This window comes from Paenibacillus sp. FSL H7-0756 (assembly GCF_038006765.1).
Classification (GTDB): domain Bacteria; phylum Bacillota; class Bacilli; order Paenibacillales; family Paenibacillaceae; genus Paenibacillus_AQ.
Genome location: NZ_JBBOVT010000002.1, coordinates 282,767 through 298,909, shown reverse-complemented (window position 1 = coordinate 298,909; position 16,143 = coordinate 282,767). Strand labels below are relative to the sequence as shown.

General features: G+C 52.4%; 15 protein-coding genes. 2 read left to right on the top strand and 13 right to left on the bottom strand.

From position 1 onward, the window contains the following. Window positions 1–136: 136 nt before the first annotated feature. From NST04_RS18040 to NST04_RS18025, 4 genes are all read right to left on the bottom strand, one after another. The gene (locus tag NST04_RS18040; protein ID WP_341185473.1) at window positions 137–823 is read right to left on the bottom strand and encodes a hypothetical protein; all 687 of its coding nucleotides are present in this window, start codon (window positions 821–823) and stop codon (window positions 137–139) included. A gap of 20 nt (window positions 824–843) precedes the next feature. Then, complete coding sequence (locus NST04_RS18035; protein ID WP_341185472.1) at window positions 844–1,788, bottom strand: ABC transporter ATP-binding protein; 945 nt, start codon at window positions 1,786–1,788, stop codon at window positions 844–846. A 206-nt stretch (window positions 1,789–1,994) separates the two neighbouring features. Then, window positions 1,995–2,342, bottom strand: a complete 348-nt coding sequence (locus NST04_RS18030; protein ID WP_036699084.1) for a four-helix bundle copper-binding protein — start codon at window positions 2,340–2,342, stop codon at window positions 1,995–1,997. Between the two features lie 95 nt (window positions 2,343–2,437). Then, window positions 2,438–3,439, bottom strand: coding sequence for a CobW family GTP-binding protein (locus tag NST04_RS18025; protein ID WP_341185471.1), 1,002 nt, complete (start codon window positions 3,437–3,439; stop codon window positions 2,438–2,440). Window positions 3,440–3,621: 182 nt separating this feature from the next. Between NST04_RS18025 and NST04_RS18020 the strand changes: the two genes are divergently transcribed. Together NST04_RS18020 and NST04_RS18015 are read left to right on the top strand one after the other, a co-directional pair. Then, window positions 3,622–4,137, top strand: coding sequence for a MogA/MoaB family molybdenum cofactor biosynthesis protein (locus tag NST04_RS18020; protein WP_341186788.1), 516 nt, complete (start codon window positions 3,622–3,624; stop codon window positions 4,135–4,137). A gap of 118 nt (window positions 4,138–4,255) precedes the next feature. Then, the gene (locus NST04_RS18015; RefSeq protein ID WP_341185470.1) at window positions 4,256–4,471 is read left to right on the top strand and encodes a hypothetical protein; all 216 of its coding nucleotides are present in this window, start codon (window positions 4,256–4,258) and stop codon (window positions 4,469–4,471) included. 102 nt (window positions 4,472–4,573) lie between these two features. Here the strand turns inward: NST04_RS18015 and NST04_RS18010 are convergent, their stop codons facing one another. From NST04_RS18010 to NST04_RS17970, 9 genes are all read right to left on the bottom strand, one after another. Further along, window positions 4,574–5,173, bottom strand: coding sequence for a DUF1349 domain-containing protein (locus NST04_RS18010; protein WP_341185469.1), 600 nt, complete (start codon window positions 5,171–5,173; stop codon window positions 4,574–4,576). Beyond that, the gene (locus NST04_RS18005) at window positions 5,173–6,381 is read right to left on the bottom strand and encodes an MFS transporter (RefSeq protein ID WP_341185468.1); all 1,209 of its coding nucleotides are present in this window, start codon (window positions 6,379–6,381) and stop codon (window positions 5,173–5,175) included. Before NST04_RS18005 ends, NST04_RS18010 begins: the two co-directional genes overlap by 1 nt. A 250-nt stretch (window positions 6,382–6,631) precedes the next feature. Next, window positions 6,632–8,938 (bottom strand): thiamine pyrophosphate-dependent enzyme, encoded by a 2,307-nt coding sequence (locus tag NST04_RS18000; protein WP_341185467.1) that lies wholly within the window; start codon window positions 8,936–8,938, stop codon window positions 6,632–6,634. Window positions 8,939–8,964: 26 nt separating this feature from the next. Continuing rightward, complete coding sequence (locus tag NST04_RS17995) at window positions 8,965–9,975, bottom strand: 2-oxoacid:acceptor oxidoreductase family protein (protein WP_341185466.1); 1,011 nt, start codon at window positions 9,973–9,975, stop codon at window positions 8,965–8,967. A gap of 528 nt (window positions 9,976–10,503) precedes the next feature. After that, window positions 10,504–11,010: a hypothetical protein gene (locus NST04_RS17990; protein ID WP_341185465.1), complete on the bottom strand. Its 507-nt coding sequence runs from the start codon at window positions 11,008–11,010 to the stop codon at window positions 10,504–10,506. A 650-nt stretch (window positions 11,011–11,660) separates the two neighbouring features. Further along, window positions 11,661–12,890 carry a glycosyl hydrolase family 8 gene (locus tag NST04_RS17985; protein WP_341185464.1) on the bottom strand — a complete coding sequence of 410 codons (1,230 nt, stop codon included), beginning with the start codon at window positions 12,888–12,890 and terminating at the stop codon, window positions 11,661–11,663. 350 nt (window positions 12,891–13,240) lie between these two features. After that, on the bottom strand, window positions 13,241–14,692 hold the full coding sequence (locus NST04_RS17980; RefSeq protein ID WP_341185463.1) for a nicotinate phosphoribosyltransferase: 1,452 nt from the start codon (window positions 14,690–14,692) through the stop codon (window positions 13,241–13,243). A 64-nt stretch (window positions 14,693–14,756) separates the two neighbouring features. Continuing rightward, on the bottom strand, window positions 14,757–15,299 hold the full coding sequence (locus NST04_RS17975) for a cysteine hydrolase family protein (protein ID WP_341185462.1): 543 nt from the start codon (window positions 15,297–15,299) through the stop codon (window positions 14,757–14,759). 48 nt (window positions 15,300–15,347) lie between these two features. Next, window positions 15,348–16,118, bottom strand: a complete 771-nt coding sequence (locus tag NST04_RS17970) for an NUDIX domain-containing protein (RefSeq protein WP_445321783.1) — start codon at window positions 16,116–16,118, stop codon at window positions 15,348–15,350. Between the last annotated feature and the right edge of the window lie 25 nt (window positions 16,119–16,143).

Below are 16,143 nucleotides of genomic sequence, written 5' to 3'. Positions count from 1 at the left end.
TCCCGTCCTTAATCTGGTTATTTGATCGTGTGTGGTTGAACTTTTCGTTCTATTTTGGAATAACCGTTACTGCGGTGAATATTTGGCCTCCGTCACCTTTTTCAAATTGTAAATCATCAAGTTCAAAGGACACAGCTCAGTTTGTTTTGTTATAGTCCATGCGGCCGGAACGGTAGATGTAGAACCCGGCAAGCAATATTATGTACGCCAACGCATGGGCATAGGCTCTGAGCACGGAAGAAACCGGCAGAGTCTCTGCATTCATCATCCTGTCCATAACCGGATATACCGGCGGCAGGAGAATGGATACAACGGGCCCAGGCACCACTTCAGCCACTTTACCGGCGCTAATAGATAAAATGAGGAGAATCAGCATCATTCCGGCCGCATAGCCAGCCCGCGGTACCCACGAGGATTGCAGGTACAAGGAAAGAGTGATCCCTAATAACCCCATTAGAGCATGTCCGGCCAAACCAAGCAAGATCCGCTGAAGTCCGGCAGGTTCTTGGAAGCTTCCGGCCAACACGGGATAAAGTACGATGATTATATCCAGCAGAAGCGTAAGCAGAACAAGGGTCAGCAGACTTCCGATACTGTAGCGTCGGGCACTACGGAGCTGAACAATAACCACCTGCTTCTGCACCGCCTGCTCATGGTTAAGGAAGCTTAGGCCGAGCCACGCACAGGCTACGAATAAAAAGACTGCCGTTGCCGAGTAGCTGCTCATTACCGGGTTAGGCTTATAGGAATACAGTATTAATACCGGAATCATAATGCCGGCAACCGGTCCGAAGAACCGCTGGGAGACTGTATAACTGTGCAAAAAATAACTGATTAGCCCTTTCACCCGCGTTCACTCCCGCTCTGATCCTTGGGGTCCATCCACTCGGCCAGGTCACTTAATCCCCCGAGAGGCTTCACCGAAACTATAGAACCGCCCGCTGCAAGAATCTGCTTCAGGCATGTATCTGACATTTGCTGATCTACAGTCAACCCTGTACAAGCTGTACCGGCAAAATCCGGCTCCGGTAGCACGCGGATGACTCCAGACAAGGCTTCCAGAGCCTGCTGGGCTTGTCCCGGCAGTGCCGTATAGACGATATTCACTACTGGAGCACTCTTCAGCTTCTCCGCTCCATGAATCGTCCGGATGGTCTGCCCTTCATGTAATACATATACTGTATCCGCGACAGCTTCGATGAGCTGCGGTTCGTGAACGGACAAGACGAGTGCTGTCCCCTCCGCCTTCAGCTCCAGCAGGATATCGATAAGCGTATCTTGTGCGGGCAGATCCAATCCTGACACGGGCTCATCGAGCAGGAGCAGCTGCGGCCGGATCAGCAGACTCTGGATCAGGTTGACCTTCTGCAGCATCCCCTTGGAGAAGCCAGCCAGCTTGCGGCTGCGGGAGGATTCGAGACTGAACAGCTGCAGCAGTTCGTTGATCCGGGATGCCGAAGCCGCTTCGGAGAGTCCGGCAATCCGGCCCATGCAGCGCAGATAGTCTTCGGCGGTGAGCTTCAAGCCGGGAAAGGCTTCAGGTGCATAGCCTGTGGTTATCGCCTGGCGGTCGCAGGTAAGCGTGCCGGAAGTCAGCTTCAGCAGTCCCGCGAGGATGGACAACAGCGTACTCTTGCCGGACCCGTTGCGGCCAATCAGAGCGGTGGCCGTGCCAGGAAGAACCGTCATCGATATCCCGGTAAGTACCGGGCGGCTTCCATACCGCTTGCTGCCTTCAGTAATTGTAATTAGAGGTGATGCATTCGTGGCTTCCAGGCCTCCTTCCATTCGTGCATGCCAATGGGCCTCACCGGACGGCAGCCTGATTATTCTCTTAATGTAACATTCGCCGGAATGCCTTTATTCTCCTTTTTAATTTCCCGGTTCCATCCATTTCACATCGAAAAAACCAGAACTGTGCAGAATAAAGTCTGCAGCCGCCCTGGTTCCTGTTAAGTATTCAATGCAGTATATGTCAGTCCTAAAGGGTGATGTCAGGCGTAGACTTCAACAGCTTCACTGACCCTTCTGCAGGCCATGGCTGCATTGCGGCAGGTATCGATGCAATCCTGGCAATGGTTATGCTTATGACGGCTGCTTGTGTCGGCGCAGCGGTCACAGATGTCAGCACATAATTTGAGGATTTCGGCCACGAACGGGCTTCGGCGGGTCATCGCTTGAATAGCGAAGGAGCAGATGTCTGCGCATTCACGGTCCAGCTGGATGCTCTCCCGCAGATCGGCCAGATCATATTCCTTGAGGCTTGAGACATAGCTATAGTTACAGGCATCCATACATTTAATCAAAGCATTAATGCATTCCTGATATTGAATTCGGGTCATAGCCTTACAACCTCCTGCAATTAGTATAGGGTATGCCTATGTATTAACCTGCAAGAATAAGAACGAACCATTCATAAGGAACTGCAGATGGTTAACTATAGGCTTCGTTTGACCGCTGCGGGTCTGGTCACTAGACGTCTCTCCAGGCGCAGAAGCTCCCTGCGCAGATCGCCGGAGGAGAAATGCTCACCGATAAATACCGCAACATCCGGCACCTCGCCTTGGGGCGTAATTCTCATGAAATCCGCCTCCCTGTAGGCGTACTGAAATAGAAACCGGCTGGAGGTATCTGTAAAAGTTACGATTCCCTTGGCCCGGTACACATCGCGCGGCAGCTCCTTCACAAACCGTTCAAATTCCTCGCTGTTCACGGGATTCTGGAAATAATGGGTGTAAGCCATCACATGATCATGGGACGCATGCATCGCCCCCTCAGCCCCGCTCTCCACCTGCTCCCCGCCCGCAGACCGGTCATCCATATGAACGGCTCCCACACTACCCAGCAGCACTTCTGGCTCCAGTTCACAGCGTACCGCCGGCAGAATCTCCGCGTAGGCGTTCCACTTGCGCAATACTTCCGAGATCTCTGCAATCTCTGCGGCTTGAATGCGGTCTGTCTTGTTCAGGATCAGGACGGATGCACAGCGGATCTGCTCCTGCATCAGACGGTAGGTAGCCCCTTGCTGGGAACGGTACAGCTCCAGCAGATGGGCGGCATCGACGACGGTAATCAGCCCCTTCAGCTCCACTTGCTGATATAAAGAGGTCTCCGTCACCGCATCCACAATCTCCAGCGGGTTGGCTGCACCCGTAGCCTCGATGATAACTACATCCGGCGATTCTTTTTTGATTAGCGTGGTCAGCTCCGTACTTAAGTCCCCCCTGCTTGTGCAGCAGATGCAGCCGCCCAGCATCTCAGCCATGGGCACAGACTGCTCCACCAGCAAGCCATCCAGATTCACTTCACCCAGCTCGTTCATGATTACAGCCGGCCGCAAGCCCTGAAGGTTCCAATGATCCAAAAGACGCTGTAGTAATGTGGTCTTGCCGCTGCCGAGAAATCCCGACAAAATATATACTGGTAATGACTGTTCCAAGTTTGCCCTCTCCCTGCCTCAATCGGTTATGGTAGCGAGTGTACTACAATGACCGCCTCTGTGCAAGGCGGTACTGTCTATGTAGGCTACAGCAGCTTCCCCCGGAGCTTGTTATTACTGCTTCCATCCCCTATCATGAGAAATATAAGCTGCACAGCAGATAATAAAGGGAGCTGGTTCGTATATCATCCGTCGAAGAACACCGGAGCGAAGCCCCGGATTCAGTCGCTTGCTACATCATAACGGTCTCGGATACCCGGACCACCGATACGGACACAGGAGGTCCGCTGATCCAGAGCCTGCTGGAAGCCGCCGGTTATAACGTGATCGGCCGCACCATCGTGAAGGATGATTATGAGGATATCCGGGAGCTGGTCTACAAAAGCTCCGTTCATTCCGGCATCGAAGCCGTGCTTCTGACCGGAGGGACCGGTATTTCCCCCCGTGACACCACCTATGAGGCCGTAGCCTCTTTGCTGGACAAGTCGCTGCCGGGCTTCGGGGAGATTTTCCGGCTGCTTAGCTTCACAGAAGATATCGGCTCTGCCGCTATGCTCAGCCGGGCCATTGCCGGGACGATCGGCAGTACCGCTGTCTTCTCCATGCCGGGCTCCACCGGTGCGATCAAGCTGGCCATGGAACGGCTGATCCTGCCCGAGCTGCGCCATGTCATGCGCGAGATTTACAAGCGTTCCTGAGACGAAGCATGGGCAGCATGGACGGACACCTATTTTGCCGAAAAATAGACGAATGAACAAGCAGGCTCCTACATAACGCGTATACTGGCATAAGTCCACTGCGAAGGAGCTGAGTGTAATGAGAAATTGTCCGAAATGTCCTACCCAAACGGTTACAGATCCCACACAGGTTGTATATGAAGATTACTATCATCCCCAGGAAGTCCAGGTGGTCCACCATGTCGAGGTCGTCAGACGCCATCACTGTGTTCCGGTCCCTCACCATATCTACACTTATTCCGTCCGGGATGAAATGTGCGGGCCTACCGCAATGGTGCGCAGCAGAAGAAGATAGTCTGCCTCTCCCGTCTGTACGATAGTATATTGTAAAAAGCAAAACCGCCGTCTGCGCTTGAAAGATACGCACAGCGGCGGTTTTGCTTTTGTCCGGAAAAATCTATACGATTGGCGGGTCTGTATGAACATCTGCATCGGGTACTGTAGCTGCCCAGCGTGTGAAGGTAACGTGAAAGCCGGCCCGCGTTGGAGCGCACAGGAACGGTCCCGCTTGGGTGCCATTCTCATACGGGAACCGGGCAACACGGATAGTCCGCCATGGATGATTCTCTGTTCGCGCTCTGAGGATTACCGCATCCTTCATCCGCGAAGCCCGGAGGGTAACCACCTCGCCCTTCCATTCGGGAACAGGGGACAATGACCAGTCAGAGTAACCGTCCGTCACAACTGCACCTATATGAGGAACACCGTCATTCAGCTCAATACCGGCCTTGATCCATTGCTCGCCGCTGTGCCATAGCATAATGCCTGCCTGGTCATACAGCTCCGTGAACCCGTCCAGCGCGAAGCTGATCTCTACCGCCTCTGCCGTATTCCAGGGGGCAAGCAGCGCATGACCGTTGTCATGCTGGAAGCCGTACATCGTCTTTTCCCAGTAATCGCTGCCCTCCGCTGCAAGGGTCACCAGTTGACCGTCCACGGTCCTGCTTGACACCGGTTCATTGCTCCATACTCCATCCTGCCACTCTATGAATCTCATTACAGGTTCACCTCTCCTTGTCGTTTGCTCATCATCCTATTAATGATTTCAGAGCTTACTATCATCACTATGATATACCCGATCATTGCCGGCGGGAGAATCATGAAGGTGCTCCGCGCCGCCGCCCAGCCCAACAATGGAGGCAGAAACGCACCGCCGGTGTAAGCCAAGGCCATCTGATACCCCATAATCTTCTGCGAATTCTCCGCTCCGAACCGGGCGGGCGTCTCATGCAGCATGCAGGGGAAGATCGGTGCCGAGCCGAGGCCAATCAGAATAAAAGCGACCAGTGAATATACCGCCGGAAGCGGCAAGGCCAGCAGCAGCGCACCACCGAGTGAAATCGCCAGCCCGCCGCGAATCAGCGTACGGTTGCTGAAGCGGAAGGTAATGAAGCCGGTGATCAGCCGCCCGGCCGTGATTCCGCCATAATAGAGCGAGACCCATCCGGCGGCAGTTGCCGGGGATACTTCCTTTACGTTGACCAAATAGCTGCTGCCCCATAGCCCCACCGTGGCTTCTACTCCGCAATAGAACAGAAAGGTAAGCATCGCCAGCTTCACGCCTTTGATCCGCAGCACCTTACCCTCAGCGGGAACGGCCGCAGGCCGGGAATCTGCCTTCTCAGACATCCCAACAGGCTGCTGTCCGCCCCGTTTGCTTACCTTTGTCCACAGCGGCAGACTGAAGAACAGTACCACGACTAGTGCGAACTGAATCATGCTGACCGCGAAAAACCCTGTTCTCCAAGACTCGCCATTCGCAATATACCGCGACATCAGGATCGGCCCCAGCATAGCCCCTATCCCCCAGAAACAGTGCAGCCAGCTCATATGATGCGCTTTGTAATGAGTCGCCACATAATTATTCAACCCTGTATCAATCGAACCGGCCCCCAGACCGAGCGGCAAGGCCAGCAGAGCCACCCACAAGGCGGAAGAGGAATAGGAGAAACCGAGCAGGGCCAGAGCCGTTACCGCCACGCTGATAAAAGTAACCATTCCCGTTCCGAGCCGCTTCAGCACCACACTGCTGGCCAAGCTTGAGATAATCGTGCCGGCGACCACTATCATCGACAGCAGTCCGGCCAGCTCGACCGGCGCCCCGAAGTCCAGCCGGATAACCGGCCAGGCTGCGCCAAGCATCGAATCCGGCAGTCCCAGGCTGATGAACGCCAGATAAATAATAATTAAGAATACTGTTGCCATGCTACCCCCGCCTAACCTTCTAATGGTTGCTGAACTCCTCCACCTGTAGCGGTGGCGGCTTGACCTCGAAGCTACTTTTTAACTGTCTGTCGCCTCGTTACTATATTACTTTATAAAAGTATTATACTAAATAGTTTTTTCGGGTTACTTGAAGCAGCAAATAGCCCGGCAGAGTGACTCTGCCGGGCGGGTACTAACTTTAGCTGTTGCGTATGCTTAAGAATGCTAAGCTTCCAATAGATTCTGCACCTTACAAGTCAGGATGCTCATGCTTAGCTTTGAGGCGGCTCCAGCGGCGCTGAACTTCACCCTCGAAGCTGCGCAGAGCCGGTTCATTCTCCGGCTTCAGCAAATGGCGGGTCTTGCCCATCGTCTTCAGCCAAGCGGATACTTCTATCCGTTTGTCCTTGTCTTCCGGGTTATAGGTGATATTGGTAATTCCCTGCTCAACCTCATAAAGCGGGAAGAAGCAGGATTCGACAGCCAGGGACACGATATCTGTGCCGTCCTTGTCTTCGCTCATCCAGTTCAGCGGACAGGCAATGAGAATCTTGCCGTAGACCAGACCTTCATTTTGTGCGTACCACTGAGCTTTTGCCGCTTTTTTCAGCATATCCTGCGGATAAGCTTCACAGCCGGTGAAGACATAAGGAATGTTGGTAGCCGCCATAATCTGCGCTGTATCCTTGTGCTGGGTCACCTTGCCCTGCTGGGTTTTGCCAATGCTTGAGGTGGAAGTCCGGTGTCCGAGCGGTGTCGAATAGGACTGCTGTGCACCTGTGTTCATGTATCCTTCATTATCATATTCCACGATGATCATCTTGTGGCCGCGCAGCGCTGCGCCGATCGCAGGCCCCATCCCGATGTCCATCCCGCCGTCGCCGGTAACCATAACGAATGTGAAGTCTTCCTTCAGCCCCAGCCCGTCAAGCTCACCGCGGCGTTTGCGTTCCCAGAACATCTCAACCACACCGGACAGTGTAGCCGCACCATTCTGGAACAGATTGTGGATGAACGTCGATTTATGGGAGGAATACGGATAACCTGTAGTCGTTACCATCGCGCAGCCTGTGTGATAAAGTGCTACAATATCGCCTTCGATCCCTTTGAAGAACAGCTCCAGCCCGGAGAAAATCCCGCAGCCCGGACATGCGCCGTGCCCAGGAGACAGACGTCTTGGCTTCTTCATCAGCGAACGCACCGGCGGAACTCTGACACTCAGCTTGCCAGTCTCTTCGTTCTGGGTTACCGTGATCAGGCCGGTCTTCAGCTTATCGAAGTCCATCGGCTTCAAGAGACGCTTCGGCGCATTCTCCGGCGCTCCCGGATTGTGGCCATAGTAATCGAACGGAATCTCTACACGGTCTGCAACAACGGCATCCATAGCCAGCTGGAAGAAGTGGTGTCCGTCTTCGGCGTAGAAGTCTTTACCGCCAAGTCCGTAAATCCGGCTGATAACCTTAGTCGTTGTATTGCCGTAAGTGAAAAGTGCTGCCTTAATCTCGTTCACCATATTACCGCCGTGTCCGCCAACCGAATCTGCACGGTCACCTACAGTGATGGCTTTGACATTCTTCAGCGCTTCGGCGATCTGCTTCTGCGGGAACGGGCGGATCATGTTCGGGGAGATCGCTCCTGCCTTGATTCCCTGCTCGCGGAGCTGATCGACTACGTCCTTAATGATCTCCGAAGCGGAGTTCATCAGGAAGACAGCGACATCGGCATCCTCCATCCGGTACTGCTCGATCATCTCATAATGGCGTCCGGTCAGCTCTGCGAATTCCTGGGCAATTTCTTCAAAGACTTCACCCGCATTGTACATCGCAACGGATTGCTGATATCGGTTGTTGATGTAATCCGGTTCATTCATGTAAGGCCCCACAGTGACCGGGTTATTGCGGTCAAGGGTATCGGTAAAGCCTGCAGGCGGCTGTTCGCCAACGAACTTATGAACATCCTCACGATGGGCAAAAGCCTGCACCCGGCGCTTCTGGTGCGAAGTGAAGTAACCGTCAGAGGCCACCATCACCGGCAGCCGGACCTTGGCGTGTTCCGCCAGCTTCAGCGCCATCAGGTTCATATCATAGACCGACTGCGGATCACGGCACATCAGGATCGGCCAGCCGGTGTTCAGGGCAAAATACAGATCGGAATGGTCTCCGTGAATATTCAGCGGTCCCGAGATCGAACGGCAGACCAGATTCATGACCATCGGCATCCGCGTACCTGCTTGTACAGGCAATTGCTCCAGCATGAACATGTACCCTTGAGCGCTCGTTGCATTAAATACACGACCGCCTGCTGTCGAAGCACCGTAGCAGATCCCTGCAGAGCTGTGCTCGCCATCGGACGGTACCAGCATAATATCGTGCTGGCCGCTGGCCTTCATCGTATCGAGGAACTGGGCCACCTCAGTCGATGGGGAGATCGGGAAATAACCCATGACATGATAGTTAATCTGATGCGCGGCATAGGCCGCCATTTCATTGCCGGACTCGTATAGGAATTTCTGCTCCACCTTGGCGGAGCCTAGTTCTTTTTCATAATCAATAGCCACAATGTATTCCACCTTTCTTCCGGGTTTTAGACTGGAGTTACCAGATCGAACTGATGCTTCACGGTATGGCTGTCTGCGAAGCCTTCCTTCTCTCTCATGCTGGATAATGCTGAGGTCGGGCAGGCACCGATACATTTCAGGCAGCCTTTACAGTACTGGTAGTCAATACCAAGCAGGAACATCTGCGAACGGCCCTTGCGGTCCAGGCGCTCTTCCCACACGAAGCACTGGTCAGGACATACCGTGTCACACTGTGCGCAGTTGATGCAGGACTCCATCTCAAAGACCGGAAGCATACCGGAACGGGAGATGCTGAGGTTCTTCAGGAAGCTGCCGCCTGGATTCGTGATCGTTCCGCCCATCGGCTGAGTCTCATAACCGAGAGCCGAGATATCGGAACGGACATATTCAGGCATCGTATCACAAGCAGCCAGCTCAAACTGCATGAATTTCACTTCATTGTAGCCGCGCTCGAAGGTGGTGATAGCCGACTGGACGGCCTGCGGATATTTTTTGCCGAGGGACTTCTCAATGACGCCCTTCATAATATCTGTGTCCAGGAACGGGCAGAGCCGGAAAAGCGCCCCCAGCATGGCCATATTGACGCGGTTCTTCTCCTTGAGTGCGATGCTGGTAGCATCGATCACTGCAATCGTGCCGGCCTTCATCTTCAGCAGCTCTCTGAGTTCTTCCGGCGTCTTGGCCGAGTTCACAAGAACGGTGCTGTGTTCATGAATTCCGCTGGTTACATTAACGGTCTTGGCAAGTGCTTCGTGAAATACCCCTACAACATGCGGACGCTCGACCGGGGAAGTATCGCGGATATGGGTATCCATATCACAGAAACGGATGTGAGCCTTAACCGCAGACCCCTTCTTCTCCGAACCGTACGATGAGAAGCTGACGCCGTTAAGCCCTGCGCCGACCACTCCTGCTTCCGCCAGCATTTTACCTGCCAGGTTCGCGCCCAGGCCTCCAATGGACTCCAGACGAATCTCAAAGAATCCCAGCTCATTTACTATTGGCAATTGTACCACCGACATAACCCCTTTCTTAGTACATCCTTTTGACTTTTTTAAGCGATTGTAACTTGATTTTGCAAGCCGCGAAGTGACATATCTTGCATTTTCCACGCTCAGGAAATCACAATTCTTTATAGATTTATGCAGGTTTCTTTATACGCGACAGTGCGGTGTTATTTCAATAGAAGGAAAGCTTCCATGAAAACGACAAAATGTGAAGATTCTGTGTAATTCCGCACTTTCCTAAGCAAGCTGTGGATGAGATGTCATCCTTAATTTAGCAATAAAATTAAAAATTAAGATGTTAAAAATATCACAGAAATTCGCGTAATGCACAGCATCGTCAATGATCTTCATCCCTTTTTGAAACAACATCTATTCTAATGGTTCAGTACATTGATAAGAGATTTGTAAAAGGGAGTTTTTGTACCTTGTTCAAGGGGGATTTATAATCAAGAGTCGATGTAACTGTAAAAGAATACGTAGGTTAGCAAACGAAAAAGAGCACCCCTTTAATCGAGATGCCCTTTAACTTTCAATGTATTAAATTGGAAGTGCAAAAAATACAAAATGGTAAGCCGACATATTCGGGTTATTGGGTGAATCAACTCTTACGTATACCGTTGCTCCCGGGGCAATGACCATATTAGCAAAATTTTGTCTTTCCGCTGTATTTGCTTGATCGAGATAAATAGGACCAGTGTCACCCCAGCCCTCCTTTTTTATGATAACTGCCGCTCTAGTGGGTCCATTGCCTGGGAAGCCTCCCACTAATGCACTAGCCCGTAAATAGTTTGGCGTAGTGTTGGTCCATTTAAACCAATCTTGTTCTGTTCCATTTTGAATAAAAAGATCATAGGTTACTCCCCCTAAGACCCCACCTTCTCCATTCAAAATTAAACTTATTGCAGTAGACTCACTATCCCCAACTCCAACCGATGCAGGAGAAACTTCCACTGATTGTACATTTTCTTCGGCAAATGCGGAAGCCGATGGAATCAATACAACAGCAGAGATAAGAAGAACAGACAGAAACTTTTTAATTTTCACAATTCTTCCGCCTTTCCAAGCATTGTTAATCGGCCGATTACATCTTAAATAATACATCTACCCCTTTATTATTTATATAGTACATAAGTTGTTAAATAATATATATTTATGGATGATTATTTTGTAGTATTTTGTTATATTATTGCATTAAATATTACTTATTGTCATATTTATCTTTTCACGCATATTCAATGCAGGGACAAAGTCTGACATATGAAGGCATAAGATAAACGTCCTCACCGACCGGTTGCTTGGAGCCGCATTGTTGCACATCTTGCAGGATTCCTCTAAAAATGTTACGGGCTACGCTACATTGTTGCATCATTTGCAGGAATTCTGGTGTTTAGTGCAAGTTAGCGCTGGCTTTGTTGCATTTCATGCATGATTTCAGCATTTGGCGCTTCTAATGGGTAGTATTGCTGCACTTCATGCAGGATTTCTCTCAAATGTTACGGGCTGCCGATTATGGAGCCCGTCCTTTATCGCAGCAGCACCGATTGTACTCGGATTTCCGCATACATTTCGGCCACTTCCTTCGTAGCAGCACATTGTGTTCAGTTTTTCATATACATTCCGGAAGAAAATCATAATTCCTAAACAACAAAAAAAGCAGCTTCACCGATTTACACCGGGAAGCTGCCGGGGAGTGCCTAGTAAGTCCACCAGTTGCCTGACATAACAATCATCGAGAACAGCTTAATACTGTCTTCATAGTAATCCTCTGCTGCGCTGCTGGCCGTATGGCTCCAGAGCGAGTTCAGCCAGCTCTGATTGGCGGAGGAGGTCATGGCGCTTACACCGAAGGGGGCATAGAACGCGCCGCTGTTATAGCTGCCGAAGGTGGTTCCGTTCAGCTTGTAGCCATCTTTGATGTTCCCCGGTGTACTGCTAACTTTGGTCTTGATCCAGCTGTTCAGCTGATTCAGCTGGGCTAAGGCCCGGTTATCGCCTGTCAGCAGATAATCGGTGGCGATCCGCCACGGTGTACGGCAGGAATTATAATTATAGTTGCCGTCGTTGGCATCCTCCAGGAAATTCGCGGCAGCTGGCTTATAGGTATTGCTGGAGTAAACTACGAAGTCCGGCAGCAGGCCGGTGGTTGAGCTATAGCCGGTATAGAGGCTATTAATAATCGTGTAGGTCTTGTTCGTTACATTCTGCCAGCGGGCATCCCCGGTAGCGGTCTGGAAAGCCTTCAAGTGATTCAGCATGAAGTCTGAAGGCCGGGTAGCCGTATTGTATGAACCGCTATTCGCCCAGTCTCCAAGACGGATTGTCCACTGAGTCTGATTAATCTCCTTATCCATGATGGCGTTAATCATGTTTGTTGCTGCCTGCAAATAGTTGACGGTTCCGCTGCTTCCCCATTGCTTGTGGGCCAGCAGCAGCGAGAAGGCAATATCCATATCACCGTCGGTTGCGGAGTCTTGTCCTTCTATATTCTGGAAGCTGCTGTTCTGTTTCCATGACATCAGATAGGGATTGATGGCGCTTGGATGTGCTGTGTAATAATTGTAGAGTCCGTTATAATAGGTCTGCGCATTCGTGTCATAGCCGGCCATCAGCACAGTGAACAACATGCCATAGCCATGCGCTTCGGAGACAGTCTCCCCCGCCGAATTATATTTGACATAATACTTACCGGTCCCGGCCGGCTTGAGATATGTGCCTTTCCATGCATCCCATTTGGTCTTAACAGCGTTATCCATGACTGTCTGTGTGACATTGTTCGGTTTAATGGTTCCGCTCGTATAGGTGGTGTGCTGCGGGAACGGTTTGTTCACTGCGGCGAAGACGGACCCGGCAGGCAGGATGAACATTGCCAAACATAGAAGCATCAGACTTTTCCAGTGCAGCTTGCGTTTCCCTTGCTTGTTCATAACCCGTTCACTCCTCATCGTTGGGGTGGATACTTCAGAGAATCCATTGTACTTACAAACGGACAGCTGTAGGAAAAGTTCACCTCCTCAATCGGGTGTGGCGGCTACAGAAGAGAACATAGCGGTTATAATGAGCTGAAGAGTAAAATTAAAGCGCTTAAACTTTTGTTGCAAAAAAACTCTTTCTTCCAAATCTGTTAACTGGAACATTTTAAATATATGATTTCAGAGACTTGCTGTCAATGAGTAAATGGTCGCTCACACAAAAAGCCCCCTCATACCGCCGGGTTCGCACGGCAGGCCTGAGAGGGCTGACTATATTCTGGTTCTAATGAAATTCAGGCCAGATTCTACTCCACATCCGTAATCATATGCTCCGCAATCAGCTGCTGCTTGCGGTTCCATAACTGTTCGCTGAGATTCACGCGGAAGACTTCCGGGTTCAGCTTGCGCAGGTACTCCGGCCAGAAGAGGTCTAGCTGCTCCTCATGGTAACGGCGAATCTCCGCCAGCTCCGGCAGGGTATAGACCTGGAAGCCGTTCACCACAATCGGCTCCAGCATCCGCAGAGCGTCGTAGCGCTCCACATGCTTCTTCATATAAGGGTGCAGCGGGTTGAACAGCTTCAGCCGGACACCGCTGCGGGGCGCAGGCTCATCGGCGAAGCTGATATAATCCGCCAACGCTTTTCCGTTCTGGCCGATAATGCGGTAGACTTCCTTTTTGCCGGGAGTGGATACCTTCTCGGGATTGGAAGAGATCTTGATCGTGGGGATCATCTCGCCGCTTGGAGCTTCAATCTCGACCAGCTTGTAGACGCCGCCGAGCGAAGGCTGATCCGCAGCGGTAATCAGCTGGGTGCCGACACCCCATGTATCGATTGCAGCCCCCTGCGACTTCAAGTTCATAATGGTGTTCTCATCCAGATCATTGGAGGCCACAATCTTCACATACTGCAGCCCGGCTTCATCCAGCATCTCACGCGCCTTGCGGGACAGATAAGCAAGGTCACCGCTGTCCAGCCGGATACCGTTCATCCGTTTGCCCTGTGCCTCCAGCTTCTTCGCCGTGTTGATGGCATTCGGCACCCCGCTGCGCAGGGTATCGAAGGTATCCACCAGCAGCGTCACGCCGTCCGGCATCACTCTGGCGTACGCGTCGAACGCCTCCTGCTCGCTTGGGAAGCTCTGCACCCAGGAATGGGCATGGGTGCCCTTCGTAGGGATGCCGAATTTCTTGCCGGCCAGCATGTTCGAGGTTGCATGGAAGCCGCCGACATAAGCGGCGCGTGCGCCCCACACTGCGGCATCCGCTTCCTGCGCACGGCGCGTTCCGAACTCCAGCAGCGTGTCGTCCGGGGCCACCTGCTTGATCCGCGAGGCCTTGGTAGCGATCAGCGTCTGATAGTTCATGAAGTTCAGGATTGCCGTCTCGACCAGCTGCGCCTCCATAATCGTGCCTTCCACCCGGATCAGCGGCTCATCCTGGAAGACCAGGGCCCCTTCCTTCATGGAATGGAGGCTGCCCTGGAAATGGAACTGCAGCAGCTCCTCCAGGAATGCGGGTGCATAGTTCTCCTCCTGCTCCGACAGGTAGCGGATATCGTCTTCCGTGAACCGCAGCTCGGCGATATACTGGGCTATCCGCTCAAGCCCCGCGAACACGGCGAACCCGTTGCCGAACGGAAGCTTGCGGAAGTAGGCTTCGAACACGGCCTTGCGCTTGTGGGTACCGTTCATCCAGTGGGCGTACATCATATTAATCTGATATTTGTCTGTATGTAGAGCAAGTTCTCTCCTCAAGTCCTCATCTCCTAATGTATGCACTGCTGTATAAGGGCTCTGCAGCTGCTATTGTGTTGGAACTCTATTCCGCCGTGACGACCTTCGCGCCGAGACTGCCGCGGAAGTGTTCAAGCGCCCACACGTGGCCGTCCGGGTTGAAGCTGGCTACGGCATCCTCATGCACGATGATCCCGAAGCCGTGGTTGTAAGCATCCACTGCCGTATGCAGCACACAGATATCCGTACATACTCCGATCAGATGCACCTCTGTAATGCCCCGCTCACGCAGCTTCAGCGCAAGATCCGTGCCGCAGAAGGCGCTGTAACGCGTTTTGTCCATCCAGTAGATGGCTTCCCGGTTATCCTCGTAGACAGCCTTCAGGCTTCCGTACAGCTCACGTCCCTGACTTCCCCGCAGATTATGCGGCGGAAACAGCTTGGTCTCCGGGTGGTACGCGTCATCCGCCTCATGCAGATCTACAGCCATCACCACATAGTCCCCGCTCCGTACGAATTGTTCCGTCAATTCACTGACTCTGGGCGCAATATCGATGCCGGGCTGGCCGACAGGCAGGTTCCCGTCAACGAAATCATTCGTGAAATCAATTACAATCAGTGCTCTCATGGTAGATCAGCCTCCTCCAAGGTTAATGGGCCTGCACTTCCCGGCAGCTTACGTATAAATGGATAATAACGGCTCATGGTCCGTGAACATATAGAGCTGTGCCGGGCGCTGGGAGTATTGATTGGAGCTGAGCGGGTTCCCCGCTTCATCGCTCACTTCTTTTAATATACCCTGACGGCTGCGTGTTGACGTAATTTTGCGGATAAAATTCGGTTCTTTGAATTCCGGCACCACCGTCTGGATCACCTGGTACAGCTCGCTCAGCGTGAAATGGCGCGGCAGGAACTGCCGGGCAATCGTCGTCTGCAGCATCTGCTGCTGAATCCGCAGGTAGGCATCGGTAATAATATCATGGTGGTCAAAAGCCAGCTCCAGCTCCTCCAGCGCTTCCTGCAGGGTGAACAGGCCAACCTCGCCTGCATCATCCGAAGCCTGCCGTTGCTCCAGCATCCACTCCTCCACTAGCGCAAAGAAGGCGTGGCTGATAATCCAGCCGCGCGGGTCACGGCCCGGCTGGCTGTAGACGCCGAGATATTCCAAATGTCCGCCGTCCACGCCCGTTTCTTCCTTCAGCTCGCGCGTGGCAGCATCATAGATCGATTCATCCTCCTGGCAAAAGCCGCCCGGCAGGGCCCACATGCCCGCACACGGCCATTTTTTGCGCCGGACCAGCATCACCTTCAGTTCGCGCAGCGGCAGTGTCTTCGTGACGGTCTTCCGCTCGCGCTTGGTTAGTGTAAACATGACAATATCCGCCGGAACGCCATCCGGAGTGCGGTACTTCTTGGCGTTATAGGCTTGTTCCGCGTTCTCAGTCACTATAGATCATCCTTTGCCGTGCTAT